Origin of the sequence: Leclercia sp. LSNIH8 (assembly GCF_002920195.1) — a bacterium.
GTDB lineage: Bacteria > Pseudomonadota > Gammaproteobacteria > Enterobacterales > Enterobacteriaceae > Enterobacter.
Map to the genome: position 1 here is coordinate 310057 of NZ_PQJY01000002.1, position 24098 is coordinate 334154.

Here is a 24098-nt window from a genome sequence, read left to right on the forward strand (position 1 = left end):
GCAGGCCGGGAGAATAAAGTGTGATGGAGTTCTAAATTAGCGTAGCCAGTCCGGCAGGTCGTTAAGACCCATCGCCTGACGCAGGAGTTGTGGTTTAACGCCCGGGAGGGTGTCAGCCAGTTTCAGGCCAAGATCGCGCAGCAGTTTTTTCGCCGGGTTGGCACCGGCAAAGAGTTCGCGGAAGCCCTGCATCCCCGCCAGCATCATTGCCGCGCTGTGCTTACGGCTACGCTCGTACCGGCGCAGGTAAAGATGCTGACCGATATCTTTGCCTTCACGATGGAGGCGGCGCAGTTCATTCACCAGCTCGGCGGCATCCATAAAGCCCAAGTTTACCCCCTGCCCGGCCAGCGGATGAATGGTGTGCGCCGCGTCGCCCACCAGCGCCAGGCGATGCGCCGCGAACTGGCGCGCATAGCGACCGGTTAACGGGAATACCTGACGCTCGCTTTCGACGGTGCAAAGCCCCAGCCGGTTATCAAAGGCCACGCACAGGGCCTGATTAAATTCTTCGGCTGAAGCCTCCTGCATCTGCTGCGCCTTCTCAGGGGAAAGCGACCAGACGATGGAACAGAGATGCGCATCGCTGAGGGGCAAAAAAGCCAGAATGCCGTCGTTATGGAAGATCTGCCGGGCCACGGCCTGGTGTGGCTCTGCGGTGCGAATAGTGGCGACCAGCGCATGATGGCGGTAGTCCCAGTACGTCAGTGGAATGTCAGCTTTGTTGCGCAACCAGGAGTTGGCACCATCGGCCCCGACCACCAGACGCGCGGTCAGCATGTCGCCGCTTTGCAGGGTAATAAAGGCATCATTTTCGCCCCAGGCCACCTGCTGCAGCTGCGCGGGGGCAATCAGCGTAACGTCGCTGCACTGCTGCGCTTTCTGCCACAAGGCATGATGGATCACCGCGTTTTCGATGATATGGCCGAGATGGCTGTAGCCCATGCTCTCATCATCAAAGGCGATATGCCCGAAGCTGTCTTTATCCCACACTTCCATGCCGTGATAGCAGCTGGCGCGCTGGGCGATAATTTCTGACCAGACGCCAACGCGGGTCAGCAGCTTTTCACTGGCGGCGTTGATCGCCGAAACGCGTAGCTCAGGCGGCGCATCGGGAGCGACAGGCTGCGGCTGTTTCTGCTCCAGCACCGCCACGCGCAGACCGCTCCCCTGCAGACCGCAGGCCAGCGCCAGTCCTACCATTCCGCCACCGACAATGGCGACATCAACATTCTGCACTTTGTTTACTCCTTAGCGAGCGACCCAACCAAGCGTCCTCTGTGCCAGCACATCACGTGCCGGAATAAATAGTTCCATCGCCATTAACCCGGCGTTACGTCCCGCTACCAGCGGCGCCCAGCGATTGGCAAACAGATGCACCAGCCCGTCGGTTACGCCGATCGTCGCCGCTTTATCTGCCTGGCGACGCTTCTGGTAGTGGCATAACACCGGATATGCCCCGCAATCCTGCTGTTGCGCAAATGCCTGGGCCAGGGTTTCGGCGAGGCTCATGACATCGCGCAGCCCGAGGTTAAAGCCCTGTCCGGCGATGGGATGTAACGTCTGTGCCGCATTGCCCACCAGCGCGACGCGATGGGAGACAGATTGCGACGCCGTGGTTAAGGCCAGGGGATAGACCGAACGCTTGCCCGCATGGGTGATCCGCCCCAGCCGCCAGCCAAAGGCTTTTTGCAGTTCGGTGCAGAAGCGTTCATCAGACCAGCTCTGCACGTCGTCCGCACTCTCCAGCGAATGGCACCAGACCAGCGAGCTGCGCCCCTGCGACATCGGCAGCATGGCCAGCGGGCCATGCTGGGTAAAACGTTCAAAAGCGCGGCCACGGTGCGGCTCGGCGGTGGCGACATTGGCAATCACCGCCAGCTGATGATACGGCTGCTGTTGCCACTGGATCCCACACTGCTGGCCGAGCGCCGAACGGGAGCCGTCGGCTGCCACCAGCAGTTGTCCGTCAAGGGTCGTGCCGTCATCGAGGGTGACGCTCACCGCCGCTTCGCTGCGGATAAAATGCTCCACGCGCGCCGGGCAATGCAGCGTCACGCCTGGGGCCTCCTTTAGCAGACGGAACAGGCGCAGGCCCACGTCGTGCAGTTCAACCACCTGCCCCAGCGCATCAATGCGGTAATCCTGCGCCTCAAGGGTGACAAACCCGGCATGACCCCGGTCGCTGACATGAACGGTTTCGATGGCCGTGGCGCAATCGGCAATCGCCTGCCAGATGCCGCTACGCGCGAGCTGCTGGCAGGTGCCCTGCGCCAGGGCGATAGCGCGTCCGTCAAATCCCGGATGGCCCGTCGACTGCGGCGCAACCGCTTCGACAAGATGGATCGGCAGCTTACCCTGGGTCAGGGAAGAGAGGGTCAGCGCCAGCGTCGCTCCCGTCATGCCTCCGCCAACGATGATGATACTCATGCGCGCGCCGCCGCCATCAGCGCCTCGATCTCGTCGGCGTTTTTCACCACCGATGCGGTGAGGTTTTCGTTGCCGGTTTCGGTGATAACGATGTCATCTTCGATACGAATGCCGATACCGCGATACTCCACAGGCACATCGGCATCCGGTGCGATATAGAGTCCCGGCTCAACGGTCAGCACCATGCCAGGCTCCAGCACGCGCGAACGCTCCGGGCCATAGGCACCCACATCATGCACGTCCAGCCCCAGCCAGTGGCTCAGGCCATGCATAAAGAAGGAACGGTGCGCGTTCTCAGCAATCAGCTGATCGACATCGCCCTGCAGGATACCCAGATCCACCAGTCCGCTGACCATAATGCGCACCACTTCGCCGGTGACTTCCTGAATAGAGGTGCCGGGGCGGAACAGCATCAGCGCAGTGTCCAGCGAGTGCAGCACGATGTCGTAAATGGCGCGTTGGGCTGGGGTAAATTTACCGTTCACCGGGAAGGTGCGGGTGATATCCCCGGCATAGCCTTTAAATTCACATCCGGCATCAATCAGCACCAGATCGCCATCCCGCAGTTCGGACTCGTTTTCGGTGTAGTGAAGAATGCAGCCATTTTCACCACCGCCCACAATGGTGTTGTAGGCCGGATAGCGCGCGCCGTGGCGGGAAAACTCATGATGAATTTCCCCTTCGAGCTGATATTCGAACATCCCCGGACGGCACTTCTCCATCGCCCTTGTATGGGCCAGCGCGCTGATCTCACCCGCACGACGCATCACCTCCAGCTCTTCAGCCGATTTAAACAGGCGCAGTTCATGCACAACGGGACGCCAGTCGGTGATCGTTGCGGGCGCTTTCAGATTTTGCCGGGAGCCTTTACGCAGCTTATCCAGCGCGGCAAAGAGAATCTCGTCGGCATACGCATATTCGCCCTGGGCGTGGTAAACCACATCCAGGCCATTAAGCAGCTGGTAAAGCTGATCGTTGATTTCGCTGAACGCCAGGGCGCGATCCACGCCCAGCTTTTCCGGCGCGGCCTGCTGTCCCAGCCGACGGCCAAACCAGATCTCGGCGGTGAGATCCCGGACGCGGTTAAACAGCACGCTGTGGTTGTGGGTGTCATCACTTTTAATCAGCACCAGTACCGACTCCGGCTCGTTGAAGCCGGTGAAGTACCAGAAATCACTGCTCTGGCGATACGGGTATTCGCTATCGTTACTGCGCGTGGCCTCCGGTGCGGCAAATATCAGCGCGGCGCTTCCCGGCTGCATGGTGGCCAGCAGCGCCTGACGGCGACGAAGGTACTCTTGCTGAGTCATGACACCCTCCAGTAGTTGTTATTAGTGTAAGGTTGGTTTGCGCACTTCCGGCGCAGTGGGCTGAGTCCGCGTAAAGGTATCGTGGCAGAGCAACGACGCGACGCGCACATACTCAATGATCTCTTCGAGGGACATTTCCAGCTCTTCCTGGTCCTCTTCCTCGTCGTAGCCCAGCTGTGCAATGTTGCGCAGATCGTCGATCGCTTCTCCGGCTTCGCCCGTCACCTTTTCAAGTTTAGGCTGCGTTACGCCCAACCCCAACAGGTAATGGTTAACCCACCCGGCCAGCGCATCGGCGCGATCGAACACGCTGACGTCGTCGCCATCAGGCAGATAAAGCTGAAAAAGGAAGCCGTCATCTTCCAGCGCATCGCTGATTGCGCCATGCATACTGCGCAACGCCTGGGCCAGATCGTGACCAAACGCCAGACCTTCGTTCGTCAGGTCGTGAACCAGCGGCAGCCATGAGCTGTCGTTGTTTCCACCACACAGCATCCCGCTGATCAGACCGTGCATTTCAGCAGGTGTTAAACCCACGCCCTGCTGGTTCAGTAACTGGCTAACGTCGTTGTAGCCAGGCATTTCGTTCTGTATAGGCATGCGCATTCGTCATCATTGGGAGGAATATTCATGGTATGCTACCACTTTGGACCCTGGTGAACCAGAATAGGGCTTGTATCTGCGCACCAGGGTAGCTATAGTGTCGCCCCTTCGCAGCCCCCGGAATCGGGTGTGAAGGCAGCGCAGTCAAACAGCAGGAAGGTGGCATGTCTGCACAACCCGTCGATATCCAAATTTTTGGCCGTTCGCTGCGAGTGAATTGTCCGCCTGAACAAAGGGATGCTTTGAATCAGGCTGCGGATGATTTGAATCAGCGGTTGCAAGATTTAAAAGAACGCACTAGAGTCACAAATACTGAGCAGCTGGTTTTCATCGCCGCGTTGAACATCAGTTATGAACTGACTCAGGAAAAAGCGAAGACCCGCGAATACGCGGCGAGCATGGAACAACGCATTAAAATGCTCCAGCAGACCATTGAACAGGCATTGCTTGATCAGGGTCGCATTACTGACAGACCGGGGCAAAACTTTGAATAACACTTCATGGTCTACTATGGTAGAGTGACCCTGAAGGAAAAATTTCTCTGAGATGTTCGCATGCGGGCCAGTCCCCTGAGCCGATATTTCATACCACAAGAATGTGGCGCTCCATGGTTGGTGAGCATGCTCGGTTCGTCCGAGAAGCCTTAAAATCATGACGACACATTCACCTTGAACCAAGGGTTCAAGGGTTACAGCCTGCGGCGGCATCTCGGAGATTCCCTCACCTTTCTACCCAGCGACTACCATGACGCAACTTCCTGAAGTTCCTGCCACACGTCAACACATTCGTCAGTTTATCCGTCAGCAACGCAGAGCTTTAACGCCTGAACAGCAAGCCCATTTCGCGCAGCAAGCCGCGGCCCGCATGATGGCGTATCCGCCTATGGTCATGGCGCACACGGTGGCCCTGTTTCTCTCCTTTGACGGCGAACTGGATACCCAGCCGCTGATCGATGAACTCTGGCGCACCGGGAAAAAGGTCTATCTGCCGGTACTCCACCCTTTTAGCCCGGGTCATCTCCTGTTTCTGCACTATCACCCTCACAGCGAACTGGTGGTGAATCGTCTGAAAATCACCGAGCCGAAACTGGACGTGCGCGACGTATTGCCGCTGGATCAGCTGGATGTGCTGGTGACGCCGCTGGTGGCGTTTGATGAGAGCGGCCAGCGCTTAGGCATGGGCGGGGGGTTTTACGATCGCACGTTGCAGAACTGGCAGCAGTACGGTTTACATCCCGTGGGCTATGCGCATGATTGTCAGGGCGTGGAAACGTTACCGGTGGAGAAGTGGGATATCCCGCTGCCTGCGGTGGTGACGCCGTCCAGGATTTGGCAGTGGTGAAAAAAGCCGGGTGGCGGCGTCGCCTTACCCGGCCTACACAATCCGTAGGCCCGGCAAGCAAAGCGCCGCCGGGCAGCAGACCGCACTAAATCAGTAAAGCAGACGCGCGCGAATCGTGCCCGGAATGGCTTTCATCCCCTGCAGCGCTTTCTCTGCAACGTCTTCATCCGCTTCGATATCGATAACCACATAACCCATCTGCGCGTTAGTTTGCAGGTACTGTGCGGCGATGTTAACCCCCTGCTCGGCGAAGATCTGGTTAATGGCCGTCAGCACGCCCGGACGGTTTTCATGGATGTGCAGCAGACGGCGTCCGCCGTGCAGCGGCAGAGAAACTTCCGGGAAGTTGACTGCAGAGAGGGTTGAACCGTTGTCGGAGTATTTGCTCAGCTTACCGGCCACTTCAAGACCGATATTTTCCTGTGCTTCCTGCGTGGAGCCGCCAATGTGCGGGGTCAGGATCACGTTGTCGAACTCACACAGCGGCGAGCTGAATGGATCGCTGTTAGTCGCCGGCTCGGTCGGGAAGACGTCAATGGCCGCCCCCGCCAGATGTTTGCTTTTCAGGGCGTCACACAGGGCAGGAATATCCACCACCGTACCGCGCGCGGCGTTGATCAGCAGCGAGCCCGGCTTCATCAGCGCCAGCTCTTCCGCACCCATCATATTTTTGGTAGAGGCGTTTTCCGGCACGTGCAGGCTCACCACGTCGCTCATGTTGAGCAGATCGGAGAGATGCTGAACCTGGGTGGCGTTACCCAGCGGCAGTTTGCTTTCAATGTCGTAGAAGAAGACGTGCATCCCGAGCGATTCGGCGAGAATGCCCAGCTGTGTACCGATGTGGCCGTAACCGATAATCCCCAGCTTTTTACCACGCGCTTCGTAGGAGCCGGAGGCGAGTTTATTCCAGATCCCGCGGTGCGCTTTGGCGTTGGCTTCAGGAATGCCGCGCAGCAGCAGCAGGAGTTCACCGATGACCAGCTCCGCCACGGAACGGGTGTTGGAGAATGGCGCGTTGAATACCGGGATACCGCGCTTCGCGGCAGCATTGAGATCGACCTGGTTGGTGCCGATGCAGAAGCAGCCAATCGCCACCAGTTTTTCTGCCGCGGCAATAACCTCTTCTGTCAGGTGGGTACGGGATCGCAGGCCAATGAAGTGGGCATCACGGATCGACTCTTTCAGCTGTTCGGTATCCAGTGCACCTTTGTGAAATTCGATGTTGGTGTAACCCGCCGCACGAAGGCTATCCAGTGCTTTCTGATGCACCCCTTCGACCAGCAGAAATTTAATCTTGTCTTTCTCCAGTGATACCTTTGCCATTTCCCCGACCCTGTCTGATTGTCTGAACTGTTGTTGTGCTGGATTGAAATCCACTCCCGCCAACATATCAAAAAAAACTATTGCAGCAATATGAACGTTTGCGTCGGCACTCTGAAGAAATGTCATACAGCCGCAATTGGCAGTGAATTATTCTGTGGAGTAGTAGGAAAGCGGCAGGATCGTCAGGAGAGGGTTATAAATGTGACACAAGTCACCAAATATCGCTTTTGCAAAAATAATTAGCGGGGGGAAGCTCCCCCCGTCAGATCATTTCACGATGGTTTTGACGCCTTCGGCGGTGCCAATCAGCGCGACATCCGCGCCACGGTTGGCGAATAACCCTACGGTTACTACGCCTGGCAGGCCATTGATGGCGTTTTCCAGCGCCACGGCGTCCAGGATCTCCAGACCGTGAACATCCAGAATCACGTTACCGTTGTCCGTCACCACGCCCTGACGGTATTCCGGGCGTCCGCCCAGCTTGACCAGCTCACGGGCAACCGCGCTACGTGCCATCGGGATTACTTCAACCGGCAGCGGGAATTTGCCAAGGATATCCACCTGCTTCGAAGCATCGGCGATACAGATGAACTTGTCCGCAACAGAGGCGATGATTTTTTCGCGCGTCAGCGCCGCGCCGCCGCCTTTGATCATCTGCATATGACCGTTGATTTCATCCGCGCCATCAACGTAGATACCCAGGCGGTCAACTTCATTCAGATCGAAAACGGTAATGCCCAGGCTTTTCAGCTTTTCCGTGGATGCATCGGAGCTGGAAACCGCGCCCTCGATCTGCCCTTTCATCGTGCCCAGTGCATCAATAAAGTGTGCTGCCGTTGATCCTGTGCCCACGCCGACAATGGTACCCGGCTGTACATACTGGAGAGCGGCCCATCCTACTGCTTTTTTCAGTTCATCCTGCGTCATGATCTCTTGCCCGTGGTGATTTTGCGTGACGCGCATTATAGAGCATTCACCTGCGCCATGTGATCTGCAAGGTCACCAATTTCGTCTGTATCAAACATAAATTTATGTCATAGTGCGAAGTATTGAATCATTTGGGAGTCAGCCAGAGCAATGAAACGTCCGGACTACAGAACATTACAGGCCCTTGATGCCGTTATTCGTGAACGCGGATTCGAACGCGCAGCACAGAAGCTGTGCATTACCCAGTCCGCCGTTTCGCAACGGATCAAACAGCTTGAGAATATGTTCGGACAGCCGCTGCTGGTTCGTACCGTTCCGCCGCGTCCCACCGAACAGGGGCAAAAACTGCTGGCGCTGCTGCGTCAGGTTGAGCTGCTGGAAGATGAGTGGCTGGGGGATGAACAGACCGGCTCCACGCCGCTGCTCCTGTCACTGGCGGTCAACGCCGACAGCCTGGCAACCTGGCTGCTGCCTGCCCTCGCCCCGGTGCTGGCCGATTCGCCTATCCGGCTGAATTTGCAGGTGGAAGATGAAACCCGTACCCAGGAGCGTCTGCGTCGCGGTGAAGTGGTGGGCGCGGTCAGTATCCAGCCTCAGGCGCTGCCGAGCTGCCTGGTGGATCAGCTGGGGGCGCTGGATTATCTGTTCGTCGCCTCCAAAGCCTTTGCTGAACGTTACTTCCCGAATGGCGTCACCCGCGCGGCGCTGCTGAAAGCGCCCGCCGTGGCGTTTGACCATCTCGATGATATGCATCAGGCGTTTTTACAGCAGAACTTCGACCTGCCGCCCGGCAGCGTACCCTGCCATATCGTTAACTCATCAGAAGCCTTCGTGCAGCTGGCGCGTCAGGGCACAACCTGTTGCATGATCCCGCATCTGCAGATCGAGAAAGAGCTACAGAGCGGCGAGCTGATCGACCTGACGCCAGGCCTGCACCAGCGCCGCATGCTCTACTGGCACCGCTTCGCGCCGGAAAGCCGGATGATGCGCAACGTCACCGATGCGCTGCTGGCCCACGGCCATAAGGTTCTGCGCCAGGACTAATAAAAAAGCCGGGTCGCGTTAACGTTCACCCGGCTTTTTATTACTGCTAAACAACCATTACGGTGCTTTTGTCGCCGTATCCGGCTGCTGCGCTTGCTGCTGCACCTGTGGAGTCTGCTGGCTCTGCTGCTGACCCTGTGCTGGCTCCAGCTGGAACACCACATCAACCTGATCGTCGAACTGAATCGTTGGCTGCTCGTAGGTATCCTGCGCGGAGACCGGCGCCGCTTCCGCTTTCATCATGCGCACCATCGGGCTCGGCTGGTAGTTAGAGACGTGGTAACGCACGCTGTATACCGGGCCCAGCTTGCTGTTAAAGCCAGAAGCCAGCTGCTGCGCCTGATGCAGGGCGTCATCAATCGCCGCTTTACGCGCTTCGTCTTTATATTTCTCAGGTTGCGCAACGCCCAGGGACACGGAACGGATCTCATTCAGACCCGCTTTCAGCGCGCCATCCAGCAGGGAGTTGAGTTTATCCAGCTGACGCAAGGTCACTTCGACGGTACGTACCGCGCGATAACCTTTCAGGATGCTTTTGCCATTCTGATAGTCGTAATCTGGCTGGGTGCGCAGATTAGCGGAATTGATATCTTTCTTCGCTATGCCATTCTGTTCAAGGAAAGAGAGATATTGCGCAACGCGATCGTCTGCCTGTTTCTTGGCGGTGGCCGCATCTTTGGCCGCCACGTTAACTTCAATGGCCAGGGTAGCGATATCCGGTACTGCATCCACGCTTGCGGTTCCGGAAGTGACAATATGCGGGCTGTCAGGCAGTTCACTGGCCTGCACGGATGCTGCGCCAAAACCCATTAATGCCGCCAGGGCAATTACATTCAACTTCACTTTAATTCCTCCATGTTGCGAAGAGTGCCCAGGTAACAGGGCGCATGCCAGCAAGCTTAGCGACTGCTGGCCGAATGTCCATAAGACAACGCTTAGTTGAATAGTTCACGAATGTGATGAATCCCCTCTTTCGCCAGCTGGAAAGCAATAAACCACATCACCACACCGACCAGGCCGTTAATAATGCGCTGGGCTTTGGCGGTGCGCAGGCGGGGTGCCAGCCATGCAGCGAGCAGCGCCAGACCAAAGAACCAGAGGAAGGAGGCGCTCACGGTACCCAGCGCGAACCAGCGTCTCGGCTCAGCATCCAGCTGCCCTCCCAGGCTGCCCAGCACCACAAACGTATCCAGATAAACGTGCGGATTAAGCCAGGTCACCGCCAGCATGGTGACGATAATTTTCCAGCGCCCCTGCTTCATGACTTCAGCGCTGGCCAGCTCAATATTGCTGCCCAGCGCCGTTTTCAGGGCGCCAAAGCCATACCAGAGCAGAAAGGCGACGCCGCCCCAGGTGACCAGTGCCAGCAGCCAGGGAGACTGCATCAACAGCGCGCTACCGCCAAAAATCCCGGCACAAATCAGCAGCATATCGCTTAGTGCGCAGAGCAGCGCGATCATGATGTGATATTGACGTCGAATGCCCTGATTCATGACGAAGGCATTTTGCGGACCGAGAGGCAGGATCATCGCCGCGCCAATCATAAGCCCCTGAATGTAAAAAGATAACATGGAAACCAATCTCAAAAATGTGTCTTAGGGGCTGACTATACTGCGGGAGAATAATAAGAGGAAATGGATAATATTAATTGGCAATAAGGGAAGCTAATAAAACCCGGTACGCATTGTGCGCACCGGGTTAAGGTAAAAACCTTATTCCGCTGGTTCTTTCACCCGTTTGAAGTTCACGTCCATCTGCGGATACGGGAAGCTGATGCCGTTGGCATCAAAGTCGCGCTTGATGCGCTCCAGTACATCCCAGTAAACGCTTTGCAGATCGCTACTTTTGCTCCAGATACGGACAACGAAGTTGATAGAGGAGGCGCCCAGCTCGTTAAGGCGAACCGTCATTTCGCGGTCTTTCAGGATACGCTCGTCAGATTCAATGATGTCGGTGATGAGTTTTTTCACCTGCTCGATATCGGAATCATAGCCCACGCCGATCATAAGCTCATTGCGGCGAACCGGCTCCCGGGAGAAGTTAGTGATATTGCCGTCGATGACCTTTTTGTTAGGCACGATAACAATTTTGCCGTCCGCGGAACGCAGCGTAGTGGAAAAAATCTGCACGTTCAGCACCGTACCCGCGGTGCCGCCGAGATCGACATACTCCCCGGAACGGAATGGACGGAAGGTAACCAGCAGCACGCCGGCCGCCAGGTTTGCCAGCGAGCCCTGTAGCGCCAGCCCCACGGCCAGGCCAGCGGCACCCAGTACCGCAATCACCGAGGCGGTCTGAACCCCCACGCGCCCCATTGCTGCTATCAGGGTAAAAGCAATAATCGCGTAGCGCACCATTGCCGAGAGGAAATCGGCGACGGTAGCGTCAATATGCCGGGCGAGCATCACGCGGTTAATGCCTCTGGCAACCGTCCGGGCAACGATCATCCCCACCACCACGATGGCAATCGCCGCCGCAATATTTACGACATAGCTGATAAGCAACGCCTGATTACGCACCAGCCAGGAGCCCGCGTTATTGATGCTATCTACAACACCGAGATCTTCCATTTATCTTTCCTTATGCACATAAAACACAAATCCGCCCCATGCGGAGAGGAGCAAGTGTGTAAAGGGTAAACAAAAAGCCCACAATATGCCAAGCAGATCACATAAAACAGCCGCTATAGCCAGTTGAAAAGACATAAAAAAAGCCCGCGATTAACGCGGGCTTTTGATGGTGTCAGCAGCTTAAATTACAGAACGTCAACCGCGTTCAGCTCTTTGAAAGCCTGCTCCAGACGCGTCACCATAGAGGTCTGGGCTGCACGCAGCCATACGCGTGGATCGTAGTATTTCTTGTTCGGCTGGTCTTCGCCTTTCGGGTTGCCCAGCTGGCCCTGCAGGTAAGCTTCGTTAGTTTTGTAGTACTGCAGAATACCGTCCCAGGTTGCCCATTGGGTGTCGGTATCGATGTTCATTTTGATAACACCGTAGCTAACGGAATCTTTGATTTCCTGAGCAGAAGAACCGGAACCGCCGTGGAAGACGAAGTTCAGGCTGTTGTGCGGCAGGTTGTGTTTCTTGGAAACGTATTCCTGAGAATCACGCAGGATGGTTGGCGTCAGAACCACGTTACCTGGCTTGTACACACCGTGTACGTTACCGAAGGAAGCCGCGATAGTGAAACGTGGGCTGATTTTGCTCAGCTCGGTGTAAGCGTAATCAACGTCTTCTGGCTGAGTGTACAGAGCAGAAGCGTCCATGTGGCTGTTGTCCACGCCGTCTTCTTCGCCACCGGTGCAACCCAGTTCGATTTCCAGGGTCATGTCCATTTTGGCCATGCGCGCCAGGTATTTAGAGCAGATCTCGATGTTCTCTTCCAGAGACTCTTCAGACAGGTCGATCATGTGAGAAGAGAACAGTGGCTTACCGGTTGCAGCGAAGTGTTTTTCGCCCGCGTCCAGCAGACCGTCGATCCACGGCAGCAGTTTCTTCGCGCAGTGGTCAGTGTGCAGGATTACTGGAACGCCGTAGTGCTCAGCCATCTGGTGAACGTGATGTGCGCCAGAGATTGCGCCCAGGATTGCAGCACCCTGAGGAACGTCAGTTTTCACGCCTTTACCTGCGATAAACGCAGCACCACCGTTAGAGAACTGAACGATTACCGGCGCTTTAACTTTGGCTGCAGCTTCCAGTACGGCGTTGATAGAGTCGGTACCGACGCAGTTAACCGCTGGCAGAGCAAAGTTGTTTTCTTTAGCTACCTGGAACACTTTCTGAACGTCATCACCAGTGATCACGCCAGGTTTTACGAAATCAAAAATTTTAGACATGTTGCGAGTCCTGTATCTTCGGCCTTGGAAAGGGGCGAGCTCTTAAAAGCGCGCTGAAAATTGGGCAGGTTTCCCTGCCCTAAAATGGCTTACTTCTTAGCGCGCTCTTCGAGCATGGCTACTGCTGGCAGAACTTTGCCTTCCACGAATTCGAGGAATGCGCCGCCGCCAGTGGAGATGTAGGAGATCTTGTCGGAAATACCGAACAGATCGATGGCTGCCAGGGTGTCACCGCCGCCAGCAATGGAGAATGCTTCGCTGTCTGCAATCGCGTTAGCCACGATTTCAGTACCTTTACGGAAGTTCGGGAATTCGAACACGCCAACCGGACCGTTCCACAGAATGGTTTTTGCATTCTTCAGGATTTCAGCCAGTTTCTCTGCAGAGGCGTCGCCCAGGTCCAGAATCTGCTCTTCATTTTTGATGTCAGAAACAGATTTCAGCTCTGCGGTTGCGGTTTCAGAGAACTCGGTCGCGACGCGAACGTCAGTTGGAACCGGGATATCGCAGGTGCTCAGCAGACGTTTCGCTTCGTCAACCAGGTCTGCTTCGTACAGGGATTTACCCACGTTGTGGCCCTGGGCAGCAACGAAGGTGTTAGCGATACCACCGCCAACGATCAGCTGGTCAGCAATTTTGGACAGAGAGTCCAGAACGGTCAGTTTGGTGGAAACTTTAGAACCACCAACGATAGCAACCATCGGACGAGCAGGTTCTTTCAGTGCTTTACCCAGCGCATCCAGCTCAGCGGCCAGCAGAGGACCTGCACAAGCGACGTCGGCGAATTTACCGATACCGTGGGTAGAAGCCTGGGCACGGTGAGCGGTACCGAAGGCGTCCATCACGAATACGTCGCACAGTGCAGCGTATTTTTTGGACAGGGTTTCGTCGTCTTTCTTCTCGCCTTTGTTGAAGCGAACGTTTTCCAGAACAACCAGCTCACCTTCAGCAACTTCCACGCCGTCCAGGTAGTCTTTAACCAGACGTACCGGGCTGGACAGTTTGTCTTTCAGGTAATTAACAACCGGCAGCAGAGAGAATTCTTCGTTGTACTCGCCTTCGGTCGGACGACCCAGGTGGGAGGTTACCATCACTTTTGCACCCTGCTTCAGTGCCAGTTCGATGGTTGGCAGAGAGGCACGGATACGCGCGTCGCTGGTTACTTTCCCATCTTTAACCGGTACGTTCAGATCCGCACGGATGAAAACGCGTTTACCTGCCAGATCCAGATCGGTCATCTTAATTACAGACATGGTGAATCCTCTCGTTGATTCTTAAAGTTTTGCAGACGCAATACGCGTCTTACCTGAAACCTTGTGCGGCCATGGCTAACGTGGTGTCGAGCATCCTGTTAGCAAAGCCCCATTCATTATCACACCAGACCAGCGTTTTGATCAGGTGCGCCCCACTCACTCGCGTTTGGGTGCCATCAACAATAGCGCTATGCGGATCGTGGTTAAAATCTACTGAGACCAACGGTAATTCCGTATAGTCAACTATACCATGAAATGCTTGCTGTGCCGCCTTTTGCAGCAACAGGTTGACCTCACAGGCTTTTACCGGTTTTTTTACGGTAACACTGAGGTCGATCGCCGTCACGTTGATGGTAGGTACGCGGACGGCGATAGCTTCAAAACGATCTTCAAACTGCGGGAAAATTCGGGTAATACCGGCCGCCAGTTTGGTGTCCACCGGGATAATCGACTGACTCGCCGCGCGAGTGCGTCGCAGGTCCGGGTGGTAAGCGTCAATGACCTGCTGATCGTGCATGGCTGAGTGGATAGTGGTAACCGTACCCGACTCAATGCCGTAGGCATCGTCCAGCAGTTTGATGACCGGAATAATACAGTTGGTGGTACAGGAGGCATTGGAGACTATTCGGTGTTCTGCGTGCAACTCGTGATGGTTGACGCCGTAAACCACCGTGGCATCGAGATCGTTACTGCCAGGATGTGAAAAGAGCACTTTCTTTGCGCCAGCCGCCAGATGGGCTTCGCCGTGCTCGCGGTTGCCGTAGACGCCGGTACAATCGAGAACCACATCGACACCCAGTTCACGCCAGGGTAATGCTTCGATCGTCCGCTCATGAAGCACACGGATCACGTCATCACCGACAAGCAGCTGCTCTCTCTCCTGACGAACGTCCCAGGCAAAGCGTCCATGGCTGGTGTCATATTTCAATAAATGCGCCATGCCTGCGGCATCCGCCAGTTCATTGATGGCCACCACGGTAATTTCCGCCCGGCGTCCGGATTCATATAAAGCACGAACCACGTTACGTCCGATGCGACCGAAACCATTAATCGCTACGCGTACGGTCATAAGTCTCCTGCAAAGCTTTCCCTGACACGAGGTGGCTGACAGAGTAATGCAGCAACGCGCTGAGGGGAATCCTTGCCTGTCACAAACTCCAACTGATTGGTCATTTGTCGAACATTTAATCGACTGAAACGCTTCAGCCAGAATAAGCGAAACACGGAATAAAGGGAATGACTGTCCAGACCAATAAGCCAGCTATATGACACACATCACATTTTAAGTGGAATAATTTACAGAGGTATTACATCTTTGAGGAATAACATGCACAAAAAAGCCGGGTGACGCTTACGCCTGCCCGGCCTGAATATTTTGTAGGCCCGGCAAGCTACGCGCCGCCGGGCACAGCCGTGATTACAGCAGTTCTTTCGCTTTCGCGACTACGTTCTCAACGGTGAAGCCGAACTCTTCGAACAGCTGCTCAGCTGGCGCAGACTCACCGAAGGTGGTCATGCCAACGATAGCGCCGTTCAGGCCCACGTATTTGAACCAGTAGTCAGCGATACCCGCTTCGATTGCCACACGGGCAGAAACGGCTTTCGGCAGCACGGATTCACGGTAAGCCGCGTCCTGCTTGTCGAAGGCGTCGGTAGATGGCATGGAGACCACGCGCGCTTTCACGCCTTCGCCTGCCAGCTGATCCCAGGCGGCAACAGCCAGTTCAACTTCAGAACCGGTTGCGATGAAGATCACCTGCGGCTGACCGTCGCAATCTTTCAGCACGTAACCACCGCGAGCGATGTTCGCCAGCTGCTCTTCGGTACGATCCTGCTGAGCCAGGTTCTGACGGGAGAGGATCAGCGCGGTCGGGCCGTCCTGACGCTCAACGCCATATTTCCACGCTACCGCAGATTCAACCTGGTCACATGGACGCCATGTGGACATGTTCGGGGTCACACGCAGAGAAGCAACCTGCTCAACCGGCTGGTGGGTCGGGCCATCTTCGCCCAGACCGATAGAGTCGTGGGTGTAGACCATCACCTGACGCTGTTTCATCAGCGCAGCCATACGCACCGCGTTACGGGCATATTCCACGAACATCAGGAAGGTGGAGGTGTACGGCAGGAAACCACCGTGCAGGGAGATACCGTTGGCAATCGCGGTCATACCGAACTCACGAACACCGTAATGGATGTAGTTACCGGCAGTATCTTCGTTGATCGCTTTAGAACCAGACCAGATAGTCAGGTTTGATGGCGCCAGGTCAGCGGAGCCGCCGAGGAACTCTGGCAGCAGCGGGCCGAAGGCTTCGATCGCATTCTGGGAGGCTTTACGACTGGCGATTTTAGCCGGGTTAGCCTGCAGCTTAGCGATGAACTCGTTCGCTTTGGCGTCGAAGTCTGCTGGCATCTCACCTTTCATACGACGGGTGAACTCTGCCGCTTCCTGTGGGAAGGCTTTAGCGTAGGCGGCGAATTTCTCGTTCCATGCCGCTTCTTTCGCCTGACCGGCTTCTTTGGCATCCCACTGCGCATAAATTTCAGACGGGATTTCAAACGCAGCGTGTTTCCAGCCCAGTGCTTCACGGGTCAGGGCGATCTCTGCATCACCCAGCGGTGCGCCGTGGGAGTCGTGCGTACCGGCTTTGTTCGGAGAACCGAAACCGATGATGGTTTTGCACATCAGCAGGGACGGTTTGTCGGTCACTGCGCGCGCTTCTTCTACTGCACGTTTAATCGCTTCAGCATCGTGACCGTCAACGCCACGCACTACGTGCCAGCCGTAGGCTTCGAAACGTGCTGCGGTGTCGTCAGTGAACCAGCCTTCAATGTGGCCGTCGATGGAGATGCCGTTGTCGTCATAGAACGCAACCAGTTTGCCCAGTTTCAGGGTGCCTGCCAGGGAGCACACTTCGTGAGAAATGCCTTCCATCATGCAGCCGTCACCCAGGAATGCATAGGTGAAGTGGTCGACGATGTCATGACCCGGACGGTTGAACTGCGCCGCCAGCGTCTTCTCAGCAATCGCCATACCCACGGCGTTAGCAATACCCTGACCCAGCGGACCGGTCGTGGTTTCAACACCTGCGGTGTAACCCACTTCCGGGTGACCCGGGGTTTTGGAGTGCAGCTGACGGAAGTTTTTCAGCTCTTCGATTGGCAGGTCATAGCCGGTGAGGTGCAGCAGGCTGTAGATCAGCATTGAGCCGTGGCCGTTAGAGAGAACGAAACGGTCGCGGTCAGCCCATGCAGGATTCTGCGGGTTGTGGTTCAGGAAATCACGCCACAGGACTTCGGCAATGTCAGCCATACCCATAGGGGCACCCGGGTGACCGGACTTAGCTTTTTGTACAGCATCCATGCTCAGCGCACGAATAGCATTGGCAAGCTCTTTACGTGAGGACATTTTGACTCCAGATCGGATGTTGAAGGCCATGCCCGTTTCGGCTTGACGACAGCGCGTTTTGGGCTACGCCAGAAAAAAGTGCCAACAATGTAACCCAAGCGACAAAGCATGTACATGGACCATTCTTTTGCCGCTTAAGAAATCTCTGGAACAGGCTCGCACGTTGCGCAATCTTCTCGCCCGCCTTCGTTTATATTCTTTATAATTGGAGCTGCACCCTCCTCCGGGGCGGCAAAACTTTCAGAATTTATCAAGTTTAACGAGTACGGAAGCAACATAATGAAAATGCGTGCAGTAGTGCTGGCTCTGGGAACGACCCTTCTTCTTAGCGGGTGTCAGAATATGAATTCTGGTGGCCTGCTGAGCTCCGGAGCAGAGGCGTTTCAGGCCTACTCCCTCACCGATGCCCAGGTGAAAACATTAAGCGATGAGGCCTGTAAAGAGATGGATGGTAAAGCCACCATCGCACCGGCAGACAGCACTTACGCTCAGCGTCTGAATAAGATTGCTTCAGCACTTGGCGACAACATTAACGGCCAGCCGGTGAACTACAAGGTTTACATGGCGAAAGACGTTAACGCCTTTGCGATGGCTAACGGCTGCATCCGCGTCTACAGCGGGTTAATGGATATGATGAACGACAATGAAGTCGAAGCGGTTATCGGCCATGAAATGGGCCACGTTGCCCTCGGCCATGTGAAGAAAGGGATGCAGGTTGCCCTCGGCACGAACGCCGTTCGCGTGGCGGCGGCCTCTGCGGGTGGCATTGTAGGTAGCCTCTCCCAGTCGCAGCTCGGCGATCTCGGTGAAAAACTGGTTAACTCCCAGTTCTCTCAGCGTCAGGAATCTGAGGCCGATGACTACTCTTACGATCTGTTGCGCAAACGTGGGATTAACCCGTCAGGTTTAGCCACCAGCTTCGAAAAACTGGCACAACAGGAAGCGGGCCGTCAAAGCTCCATGTTTGACGACCACCCTGCCTCCGCAGCGCGTGCGCAGCACATCCGCGATCGCATGGCGGCAGACGGGATTAAATAATGTACCGGGGAGGCGCCTGCGCCTCCGTTGAAAAGCCGGGTGGCGGCTTCGCCTTACCCGGCCTGCTTTGTGCGTAAACGTAGGCCCGGTAAGCGCAGCGCCACCGGGCACACAGCTAGTACAGCGTTTTCTGCGGCGGTCCGGCAAACTTCAGGGCGCCAATCTGCCCCATCCGCACCTCCACTACCGACGGCCCCGGCATCGCCAGCGCCTCTGTCATTACCGCATCAAAATCCTCTGCCCGCTCAACGCTCCACGCCTGCAGGCCAATCGCCTGGGCCAGCAGGGTAAAGTCCGGCGTATGCAGTTCGTTATAATACTGCCGTCCGCCGAAATATTTATCCTGAATGCCGCGCATCACGCCGTAACCGCCGTCGTTCATAATCAGTAGCGTCACGTTGGCTTTCTCCTGCACCAGCGTCGCCAGTTCGCCTAAATTCAGGCTCAGGCCGCCGTCGCCCACCAGCCCCACGACCTTGCGCTGCGGATTGGCAATCGCAGTACCAATCGCCATCGGCAGCCCCATGCCAATCGCCCCGGCCAGAGAGTGAATGTTCATCAGCGGACCGTTGGCGCGGAACAGGCGGCTGCCCCACAGGCTGCCGGAAACGGTGATATCACGCACCAGCAGGCCATCCTGCGGCAGCGCTTTCTCGATGGCATCGTTGAGCTTCGCATAGGCACCACACTGCTCGCGCAGACCCTGCTCGGCTTGTTCCACCGCCTGCTGGACCTGCGTGTCCCACTGCGCGTTACCCCATTCACGCCCCTGCGCTTTTGCAGCCAGCGCGTTAAGCAGCGCTGAACAATCGGCTACCAGCGTTTTATCCATCAAATAGTTACGGCTTGCCGCCGCCGGGTCGATATCGATCTGCACCCGCGGGTAAGGCAGCTCCAGCGTCCAGGAGCGGGTTTCGTTGCTGCGCAGGCGTGAGCCCGCCACCAGCGTAAAATCACACAGGGCGATCAGCGCCTCCACTGACGGCGAGTTGTGGAAAGCCCGCAGGCTGGCGCGATGGCTGTCCGGCAGCACGCCGCGCGCGTGGGTGCTGGAGATCACGGTGATACCCGCATCCGCCAGTTTTTTCACGGCGTCAGCGCTTTCCAGCGCCCCGCCACCCAGCCACAGCAGCGGCTGTTTCGCCTGCTTCAGCTGCGCCCAAAGCGCATCAACCATTCCGGCGTCTGGCGCTGAAACTGACACCGGTTTTACCGGCGCCGTCACCAGCGACAGCGGAATTTTCGCCCCCTGAATATCAATCGGGATCTCCACAGAGACCGGCCCACACGGCGGCGTCTGCGCCTCCTGAATCGCTTTATGGAGAATCGCTATCGCCTGGTTGGCATTGCTGATGCGATACGCCCGTTTCGAACTGGCCTTCAGGAAGGTCAACTGGTCGCGGGTTTCGTGGATAAACCCGGTGTCGGCATCCAGCCAGGCTTTTTCCACCTGTCCGGTTAAATGCAGCAGCGGCGTGCAGGCATTCATCGCCTCCACCAGCGCGCCTACCGCGTTACCTGCCCCTGCCCCGGTACTGGTCAGCGCCACGCCGAGGCCAGAGAAACGCCCGTGGGCGTCGGCCATGGTGACGGATCCCGCCTCACCCCGCGCGGGCACAAAGCGGATATTGCCGCGCTGCCCTACTGCATCGGCGATGGGCAGGTTGTGAATAGAGATGACGCCGTAGATGGCCTCAACCTGATACTGCTCCAGCGTTCTGGCGATGGCGTCGCCGACGGTTATCATTTCGCTCATTGCTCACCCTTTCTCAGTCGCACCAGTGGTTGACGCTGTTACCCGTCGCCAGATAAATGCTCTTTTGTTGCATCCAGGCTTTCAGCCCCTGAATGCCCTTTTCGCGGCCCAGACCGCTCTCTTTAAAGCCCCCGAACGGGGTCGAAATCGCAAAGACCTTGTAGGTGTTGATCCACACCGTGCCCGCCTCAAGCTGCTCGCTTAAGCGCAGCGCGCGTCCGGTATCCCGCGTCCAGATCCCGGCGGCCAGGCCGTAAACCGAGTTGTTCGCCTGCTGGATCAACGCCGCTTCATCGTTAAATGGCATCGCCACCAGCACCGGGCCGAAGATCTCCTCCTGACAGGCGCGGGCATTGTTGCTCAGCCCTTCGATAATCGTTGGCAGGAAGAAGCTGCCGTTTGCCAGCGAAGGATCGGCTGGGATCTCCCCGCCGCACAGCACGCGGCCCCCTTCGCGCTTCGCCAGCTCGACGTAGGCCTGCACGCTCTGGCGATGCTTATCGTTGATCAGCGGCCCGACGTGGGTGCCGTCGGTAAACGGATGCCCGACGCGCAGGCCACGGGTTAACTCCAGCAGCCGCGCCATCAGCGGAGCGTAAAGGCTTTCGTGGATAAACAGCCGCGACCCGGCGATACAGGCCTGTCCCGCCGAGCTAAAGATGCCGTAGCAGATCCCGCGCGCGGCCTGTTCAATATCCGCATCGTCCAGCACGATGTTCGGGGATTTACCGCCCAGCTCCAGGGAGGCCGGGATCAGCTTTTCCGCCGCCACGTGCGCCAGATGACGGCCAGTGGTGGTGCCGCCGGTAAAGGAAATCTTCCGCACTTTAGGATGGCGCGCCAGCGCATCGCCAATGACCGAGCCTTTGCCCGGCAGTACGCTCAGCAGCCCGGCGGGCAGCCCGGCCTGTTCAAAGATGCGCGCCAGCTCCAGCGCCATCAGCGGCGTGGCTTCGGCGGGCTTGAGGATCACCGCGTTTCCGGCGGCAATGGCCGGAGCGACTTTTTGCATTTCACTGGCAATCGGCGAGTTCCACGGCGTGATGGCTGCCACCACGCCAAGCGGCTCATAGCGACTCAGCGTCAGTAAATCAGGCTGGCGCGGCGTCGGAAGCTCCCCTTCCAGCAGTTCGCAGGCGGCGGCAAAGTAGCGCGCCGTTCCCGCCGCGCTCATCACCAGCCCGCGTGCTTCCGCCAGCGGCTTGCCGTTATCGCGGCTCTGCATCTGCGCCAGCTCGTCGACGCGGGATTCAATCTGATCCGCCACTCTGTGCAGGATCTTCGCGCGCATATGCGGCAGGCTGTTGCGCCACGCGGGATCGCGCCACGCCCGCTCTCCGGCCTCGATTGCGTCATGCAGATCGTCGAGGCTTGCCGCGTTCAGCGTAGCGTTGATCGACCCGTCAGCCGGGAAGTGGCTCTGCATCGGGTTGCCGCTGCCGTGTCGCCACTGGCCGCCGATAAAAATCTTCAGTTCGTCCATCGTCACTCCTCAGCGCTGGGCCAGCTCGCGGCAGGCGCGGACCGCGCTCAGTGCCGCCAGGGTGGAGGTTTTCGGGTTAGAGGCCAGCGGCAGCCCGCTCAGCTCAAGATGGAACTCGCCAAACACGCCTTCGACGTGCAGCGTGTGGGTATTGCGTTTCGTGGCCGGGTCGACCATCAGCTGTACGCGGGTTTCATCCATCCCCACGCCGCCGAGCGCCACGGTCGCCGCCACGTTGGCATTGGCCGGGAACAGTCGTGCCGCCTCCCGGGCGCTGCCTTCGAAAAAGACCTGCGCCACTGATACCGAATTAAGATCGATAAGCTGTTCGGCGTAGCTGCCCCGCCAGCTGGCCGGGCTTTTGCGCGACTGATAGGTGACGCGCTCAAGGCCACCCTCTTTCGCCGCCGCCAGCCCGTCGATACCGGCTACCGCCCCGGAGAGCAGCGTCAGTTTGCTGCCCGCAGCAAGCAGGCGCTGCTCCAGCGCGCTGTCCGCCAGTGCGCCGGTGGAGATCACCGCCAGATGCCAGCCGCGACGCAGAATATCCTCGCCGTACTGCGCCACCGCCTGCTGGCTGGCGCACTCCAGCACCAGATCGGGCGCATCAGCGCATTCCAGCGGCGAGGTCAGCGCCACCACCGCATCACCAAACTGCTGGCGAATCGCCGCGTGGTGAGACGCGCGCGCCACGATCCAGCCGATAGCGACACCGGCAGGCAGGCGCTCAATCACCGCCTGCGCCATAGCGCCAAAACCAATTAACATGATCTTTTTCATGATGCGTCCTTACAGATGGCGGCAGAAGCCGCCGGAAACGTCCAGCGCGGCGCCGGTGGTAAACGAGGCCAGCGGCGAGGCGAGGAACAGCAGCGCCTGCGCGGGCTCCTGCGGCTTGCCGAGGCGCGCCATCGGGATGCCGCGTTTGCGCGCGATCTCCGCCGTCCACTCCGGCCAGCTCTGGCTTTTGTCTGTACGGTTCTCAAAGCGGCGCTGCCACTGGCCGGACTCCACCATGCCGAGCAAGATGGAATTCACCCGAATGCCTTTCCCCACCAGCTCTTTCGAGAGCGTCAGGGTCATATTCAGCAGCGCGGCGCGGGCAGCAGAGGTGGCGATCATGTGCTCTTCCGGCTGCAGCGCCAGCAGCGAGTTGACGCAGGTGATGGAGGCGATGTCGGACTGCTCCAGCAGCGGCTGAAACGCCTGCACCGGATTGATCACCCCGAACAGTTTCAGCTCGGCTTCGTGCAGCCACGCCTCACGCGGCGTGTCATTGAAGTGCGCCACGTAGCCCTGCCCGGCGTTGTTGATCAGCATATCCGCCGCACCAAAGCGCGCCTGAACGGCATCCGCGAAGGCCTGCATCTCGTCGGCTTTCAGCACGTCGCAGCGGTAAGAGAAAATCTCCCCGTCGGGGTATTCGTTTTGCAGCGCCGCGTGGGCGCTGGCGAGCCGGTCCGGGTCGCGGCCGCAGAAGGCCACTTTAGCCCCCTCGCCCAGCAGCAGGCGCAGCGTTTCAAAGCCAATGCCAGAAGAACCGCCGGTGACGACCGCTATGCGCCCATCAATTTGTGCATTCATCGCGCACCTCTTCGTTAATGCGTAAAAGCTGTTGGTTAAAAAACGCGTCGTTATCGAGATAGCTGGCGTGCCCGGCCTGCGGAATGGCGATAAACGGCATGGAGTAGCGCAGCGCCAGCCCCGCTACCCGTTCAGGTTCCGTTATCGCATCCTGCTCACCACACCAGACTTCAAATTGGCCTGTGTAGCGTTTCAGCCAGCCGTGAATATCGTCGTGCGCCAGCATCCATGCGGCAGCGAGGTAGCCCTCAGGACGCAGCTTGCGCATTCCCGCCGCGACGCAACTGACATCCTCCGCGCGCGCACCGGGACGCAGCAGCTTCGCGGCGCGGGTCTGAGCGAGAATTTCGCCGCCCAGCGCCATCTGCTGCTCGCGGTTTCGCCAGACCTGCTCGCGCTGCTCCGGCGCGGCCTGGCCGTAGCCCTGCGCGGCATCCGCCAGCACCAGATGGATAACGCGTTCCGGGAACTTCGCCGCAAAAGCACTGGCGACCAGCGCTCCCAGAGAGTGCCCTACCAGCACCGCCTGCCAGACGCCCGCCCGATCGAGCATCGCCGCCAGCGCGTCGGCGTAATCTCCGGCGTTTGCCCGTTCAGCTGCCAGCATCGGGCTTTCGCCATAGCCGGGCATGTCCCACGCCAGCACTCGAAAACCGTTCAGCGCCATCTGCTTATGCCAGGAGGCGGCGCCGGAGCTGATGCCGTGCAGCAACATCAGCGGAATGCCGCATCCCTGTTCACGAAATTCCGTCATCGTGCACC

The 24098-nt window shown here is 57.7% G+C and carries 22 protein-coding genes and 1 other RNA gene; 5 read left to right on the forward strand and 18 right to left on the reverse strand.

The features are described 5' to 3' along the window. Window positions 1-36: 36 nt before the first annotated feature. The 4 genes from ubiI to C3406_RS06325 are packed head-to-tail and all read right to left on the reverse strand — an operon-like array spanning window position 37 to window position 4340. A complete protein-coding gene (gene ubiI / locus C3406_RS06310; protein WP_103822778.1) occupies window positions 37-1239 on the reverse strand; it encodes an FAD-dependent 2-octaprenylphenol hydroxylase in 1203 nt (400 codons plus the stop codon). 12 nt (window positions 1240-1251) lie between these two features. Then, window positions 1252-2430 carry a 2-octaprenyl-6-methoxyphenyl hydroxylase gene (ubiH, locus tag C3406_RS06315; RefSeq protein ID WP_103822779.1) on the reverse strand — a complete coding sequence of 393 codons (1179 nt, stop codon included), beginning with the start codon at window positions 2428-2430 and terminating at the stop codon, window positions 1252-1254. Continuing rightward, the gene (gene pepP, locus C3406_RS06320; protein ID WP_103822780.1) at window positions 2427-3740 is read right to left on the reverse strand and encodes a Xaa-Pro aminopeptidase; all 1314 of its coding nucleotides are present in this window, start codon (window positions 3738-3740) and stop codon (window positions 2427-2429) included. The genes ubiH and pepP overlap by 4 nt, the downstream gene beginning before the upstream one ends. A gap of 21 nt (window positions 3741-3761) precedes the next feature. Continuing rightward, window positions 3762-4340, reverse strand: coding sequence for a YecA/YgfB family protein (locus C3406_RS06325; protein WP_146052341.1), 579 nt, complete (start codon window positions 4338-4340; stop codon window positions 3762-3764). Between the two features lie 167 nt (window positions 4341-4507). Between C3406_RS06325 and zapA the strand changes: the two genes are divergently transcribed. The 3 genes from zapA to C3406_RS06345 all read left to right on the forward strand — a co-directional run bounded on the left by zapA (window position 4508) and on the right by C3406_RS06345 (window position 5684). Then, complete coding sequence (gene zapA, locus C3406_RS06335) at window positions 4508-4837, forward strand: cell division protein ZapA (protein ID WP_039029820.1); 330 nt, start codon at window positions 4508-4510, stop codon at window positions 4835-4837. A gap of 41 nt (window positions 4838-4878) precedes the next feature. Beyond that, window positions 4879-5062, forward strand: a non-coding RNA gene (ssrS, locus tag C3406_RS06340) — 6S RNA. Window positions 5063-5087: 25 nt separating this feature from the next. Next, window positions 5088-5684 carry a 5-formyltetrahydrofolate cyclo-ligase gene (locus C3406_RS06345; RefSeq protein ID WP_103822782.1) on the forward strand — a complete coding sequence of 199 codons (597 nt, stop codon included), beginning with the start codon at window positions 5088-5090 and terminating at the stop codon, window positions 5682-5684. A gap of 90 nt (window positions 5685-5774) precedes the next feature. On the opposite strand, the gene serA is transcribed toward C3406_RS06345, so the two are convergent. Next, window positions 5775-7007, reverse strand: coding sequence for a phosphoglycerate dehydrogenase (serA, locus tag C3406_RS06355; protein ID WP_103822783.1), 1233 nt, complete (start codon window positions 7005-7007; stop codon window positions 5775-5777). Between the two features lie 267 nt (window positions 7008-7274). Further along, on the reverse strand, window positions 7275-7934 hold the full coding sequence (gene rpiA, locus C3406_RS06365) for a ribose-5-phosphate isomerase RpiA (protein ID WP_103180978.1): 660 nt from the start codon (window positions 7932-7934) through the stop codon (window positions 7275-7277). 150 nt (window positions 7935-8084) lie between these two features. Between rpiA and argP the strand changes: the two genes are divergently transcribed. Then, on the forward strand, window positions 8085-8978 hold the full coding sequence (gene argP, locus C3406_RS06370) for a DNA-binding transcriptional regulator ArgP (protein ID WP_103822785.1): 894 nt from the start codon (window positions 8085-8087) through the stop codon (window positions 8976-8978). A gap of 57 nt (window positions 8979-9035) precedes the next feature. Here the strand turns inward: argP and C3406_RS06375 are convergent, their stop codons facing one another. The 7 genes from C3406_RS06375 to tkt form a co-directional block, all read right to left on the reverse strand. Continuing rightward, a complete protein-coding gene (locus C3406_RS06375; protein ID WP_103822786.1) occupies window positions 9036-9821 on the reverse strand; it encodes an oxidative stress defense protein in 786 nt (261 codons plus the stop codon). Between the two features lie 92 nt (window positions 9822-9913). Next, window positions 9914-10549 carry an arginine exporter ArgO gene (gene argO, locus C3406_RS06380; protein ID WP_103822787.1) on the reverse strand — a complete coding sequence of 212 codons (636 nt, stop codon included), beginning with the start codon at window positions 10547-10549 and terminating at the stop codon, window positions 9914-9916. A 141-nt stretch (window positions 10550-10690) separates the two neighbouring features. Beyond that, window positions 10691-11548: a small-conductance mechanosensitive channel MscS gene (gene mscS / locus C3406_RS06385; protein ID WP_103822788.1), complete on the reverse strand. Its 858-nt coding sequence runs from the start codon at window positions 11546-11548 to the stop codon at window positions 10691-10693. Between the two features lie 185 nt (window positions 11549-11733). Next, window positions 11734-12813, reverse strand: a complete 1080-nt coding sequence (fbaA, locus tag C3406_RS06390) for a class II fructose-bisphosphate aldolase (RefSeq protein ID WP_039029814.1) — start codon at window positions 12811-12813, stop codon at window positions 11734-11736. An 89-nt stretch (window positions 12814-12902) separates the two neighbouring features. Then, the gene (gene pgk, locus C3406_RS06395; RefSeq protein WP_103822789.1) at window positions 12903-14066 is read right to left on the reverse strand and encodes a phosphoglycerate kinase; all 1164 of its coding nucleotides are present in this window, start codon (window positions 14064-14066) and stop codon (window positions 12903-12905) included. A 49-nt stretch (window positions 14067-14115) separates the two neighbouring features. Next, window positions 14116-15135: an erythrose-4-phosphate dehydrogenase gene (epd, locus tag C3406_RS06400; RefSeq protein ID WP_103822790.1), complete on the reverse strand. Its 1020-nt coding sequence runs from the start codon at window positions 15133-15135 to the stop codon at window positions 14116-14118. A 348-nt stretch (window positions 15136-15483) separates the two neighbouring features. Then, complete coding sequence (tkt, locus tag C3406_RS06410) at window positions 15484-17475, reverse strand: transketolase (RefSeq protein WP_103822791.1); 1992 nt, start codon at window positions 17473-17475, stop codon at window positions 15484-15486. A gap of 279 nt (window positions 17476-17754) precedes the next feature. Here tkt and loiP point away from each other — a divergent pair, with 279 nt between their 5' ends. Further along, window positions 17755-18513 carry a metalloprotease LoiP gene (gene loiP / locus C3406_RS06415; RefSeq protein ID WP_103176898.1) on the forward strand — a complete coding sequence of 253 codons (759 nt, stop codon included), beginning with the start codon at window positions 17755-17757 and terminating at the stop codon, window positions 18511-18513. A 115-nt stretch (window positions 18514-18628) separates the two neighbouring features. On the opposite strand, the gene C3406_RS06425 is transcribed toward loiP, so the two are convergent. Genes C3406_RS06425 through C3406_RS06445 form a run of 5 tightly spaced genes read right to left on the reverse strand, consistent with a single transcriptional unit; the run spans window position 18629 to window position 24090 of the window. After that, window positions 18629-20269, reverse strand: coding sequence for a thiamine pyrophosphate-binding protein (locus C3406_RS06425; protein ID WP_103822792.1), 1641 nt, complete (start codon window positions 20267-20269; stop codon window positions 18629-18631). A gap of 13 nt (window positions 20270-20282) precedes the next feature. Next, complete coding sequence (locus C3406_RS06430) at window positions 20283-21752, reverse strand: aldehyde dehydrogenase (RefSeq protein WP_103822793.1); 1470 nt, start codon at window positions 21750-21752, stop codon at window positions 20283-20285. A gap of 9 nt (window positions 21753-21761) precedes the next feature. Further along, entirely contained in the window at window positions 21762-22532 is a 771-nt protein-coding gene (locus C3406_RS06435; RefSeq protein ID WP_103822794.1) for an aspartate dehydrogenase, read from the reverse strand. A 9-nt stretch (window positions 22533-22541) separates the two neighbouring features. Beyond that, window positions 22542-23336 carry an SDR family oxidoreductase gene (locus C3406_RS06440; protein ID WP_103822795.1) on the reverse strand — a complete coding sequence of 265 codons (795 nt, stop codon included), beginning with the start codon at window positions 23334-23336 and terminating at the stop codon, window positions 22542-22544. Beyond that, complete coding sequence (locus C3406_RS06445) at window positions 23320-24090, reverse strand: alpha/beta fold hydrolase (RefSeq protein WP_103822796.1); 771 nt, start codon at window positions 24088-24090, stop codon at window positions 23320-23322. The genes C3406_RS06440 and C3406_RS06445 overlap by 17 nt, the downstream gene beginning before the upstream one ends. Window positions 24091-24098 lie beyond the last annotated feature (8 nt).

Excerpts from the sequence above, each read along its gene's own strand:
- serA (WP_103822783.1), bottom strand. The coding sequence starts at position 7,007 with ATGGCAAAGGTATCACTGGAGAAAGACAAGATTAAATTTCTGCTGGTC.
- fbaA (WP_039029814.1), bottom strand. The coding sequence starts at position 12,813 with ATGTCTAAAATTTTTGATTTCGTAAAACCTGGCGTGATCACTGGTGAT.
- C3406_RS06325 (WP_146052341.1), bottom strand. The coding sequence starts at position 4,340 with ATGCCTATACAGAACGAAATGCCTGGCTACAACGACGTTAGCCAGTTA.
- pgk (WP_103822789.1), bottom strand. The coding sequence starts at position 14,066 with ATGTCTGTAATTAAGATGACCGATCTGGATCTGGCAGGTAAACGCGTT.
- C3406_RS06425 (WP_103822792.1), bottom strand. The coding sequence starts at position 20,269 with ATGAGCGAAATGATAACCGTCGGCGACGCCATCGCCAGAACGCTGGAG.
- loiP (WP_103176898.1), top strand. The coding sequence starts at position 17,755 with ATGAAAATGCGTGCAGTAGTGCTGGCTCTGGGAACGACCCTTCTTCTT.
- tkt (WP_103822791.1), bottom strand. The coding sequence starts at position 17,475 with ATGTCCTCACGTAAAGAGCTTGCCAATGCTATTCGTGCGCTGAGCATG.
- epd (WP_103822790.1), bottom strand. The coding sequence starts at position 15,135 with ATGACCGTACGCGTAGCGATTAATGGTTTCGGTCGCATCGGACGTAAC.
- argO (WP_103822787.1), bottom strand. The coding sequence starts at position 10,549 with ATGTTATCTTTTTACATTCAGGGGCTTATGATTGGCGCGGCGATGATC.
- C3406_RS06445 (WP_103822796.1), bottom strand. The coding sequence starts at position 24,090 with ATGACGGAATTTCGTGAACAGGGATGCGGCATTCCGCTGATGTTGCTG.
- pepP (WP_103822780.1), bottom strand. The coding sequence starts at position 3,740 with ATGACTCAGCAAGAGTACCTTCGTCGCCGTCAGGCGCTGCTGGCCACC.
- C3406_RS06435 (WP_103822794.1), bottom strand. The coding sequence starts at position 22,532 with ATGAAAAAGATCATGTTAATTGGTTTTGGCGCTATGGCGCAGGCGGTG.
- rpiA (WP_103180978.1), bottom strand. The coding sequence starts at position 7,934 with ATGACGCAGGATGAACTGAAAAAAGCAGTAGGATGGGCCGCTCTCCAG.
- C3406_RS06430 (WP_103822793.1), bottom strand. The coding sequence starts at position 21,752 with ATGGACGAACTGAAGATTTTTATCGGCGGCCAGTGGCGACACGGCAGC.
- zapA (WP_039029820.1), top strand. The coding sequence starts at position 4,508 with ATGTCTGCACAACCCGTCGATATCCAAATTTTTGGCCGTTCGCTGCGA.
- argP (WP_103822785.1), top strand. The coding sequence starts at position 8,085 with ATGAAACGTCCGGACTACAGAACATTACAGGCCCTTGATGCCGTTATT.
- ubiH (WP_103822779.1), bottom strand. The coding sequence starts at position 2,430 with ATGAGTATCATCATCGTTGGCGGAGGCATGACGGGAGCGACGCTGGCG.
- C3406_RS06345 (WP_103822782.1), top strand. The coding sequence starts at position 5,088 with ATGACGCAACTTCCTGAAGTTCCTGCCACACGTCAACACATTCGTCAG.
- mscS (WP_103822788.1), bottom strand. The coding sequence starts at position 11,548 with ATGGAAGATCTCGGTGTTGTAGATAGCATCAATAACGCGGGCTCCTGG.
- C3406_RS06440 (WP_103822795.1), bottom strand. The coding sequence starts at position 23,336 with ATGAATGCACAAATTGATGGGCGCATAGCGGTCGTCACCGGCGGTTCT.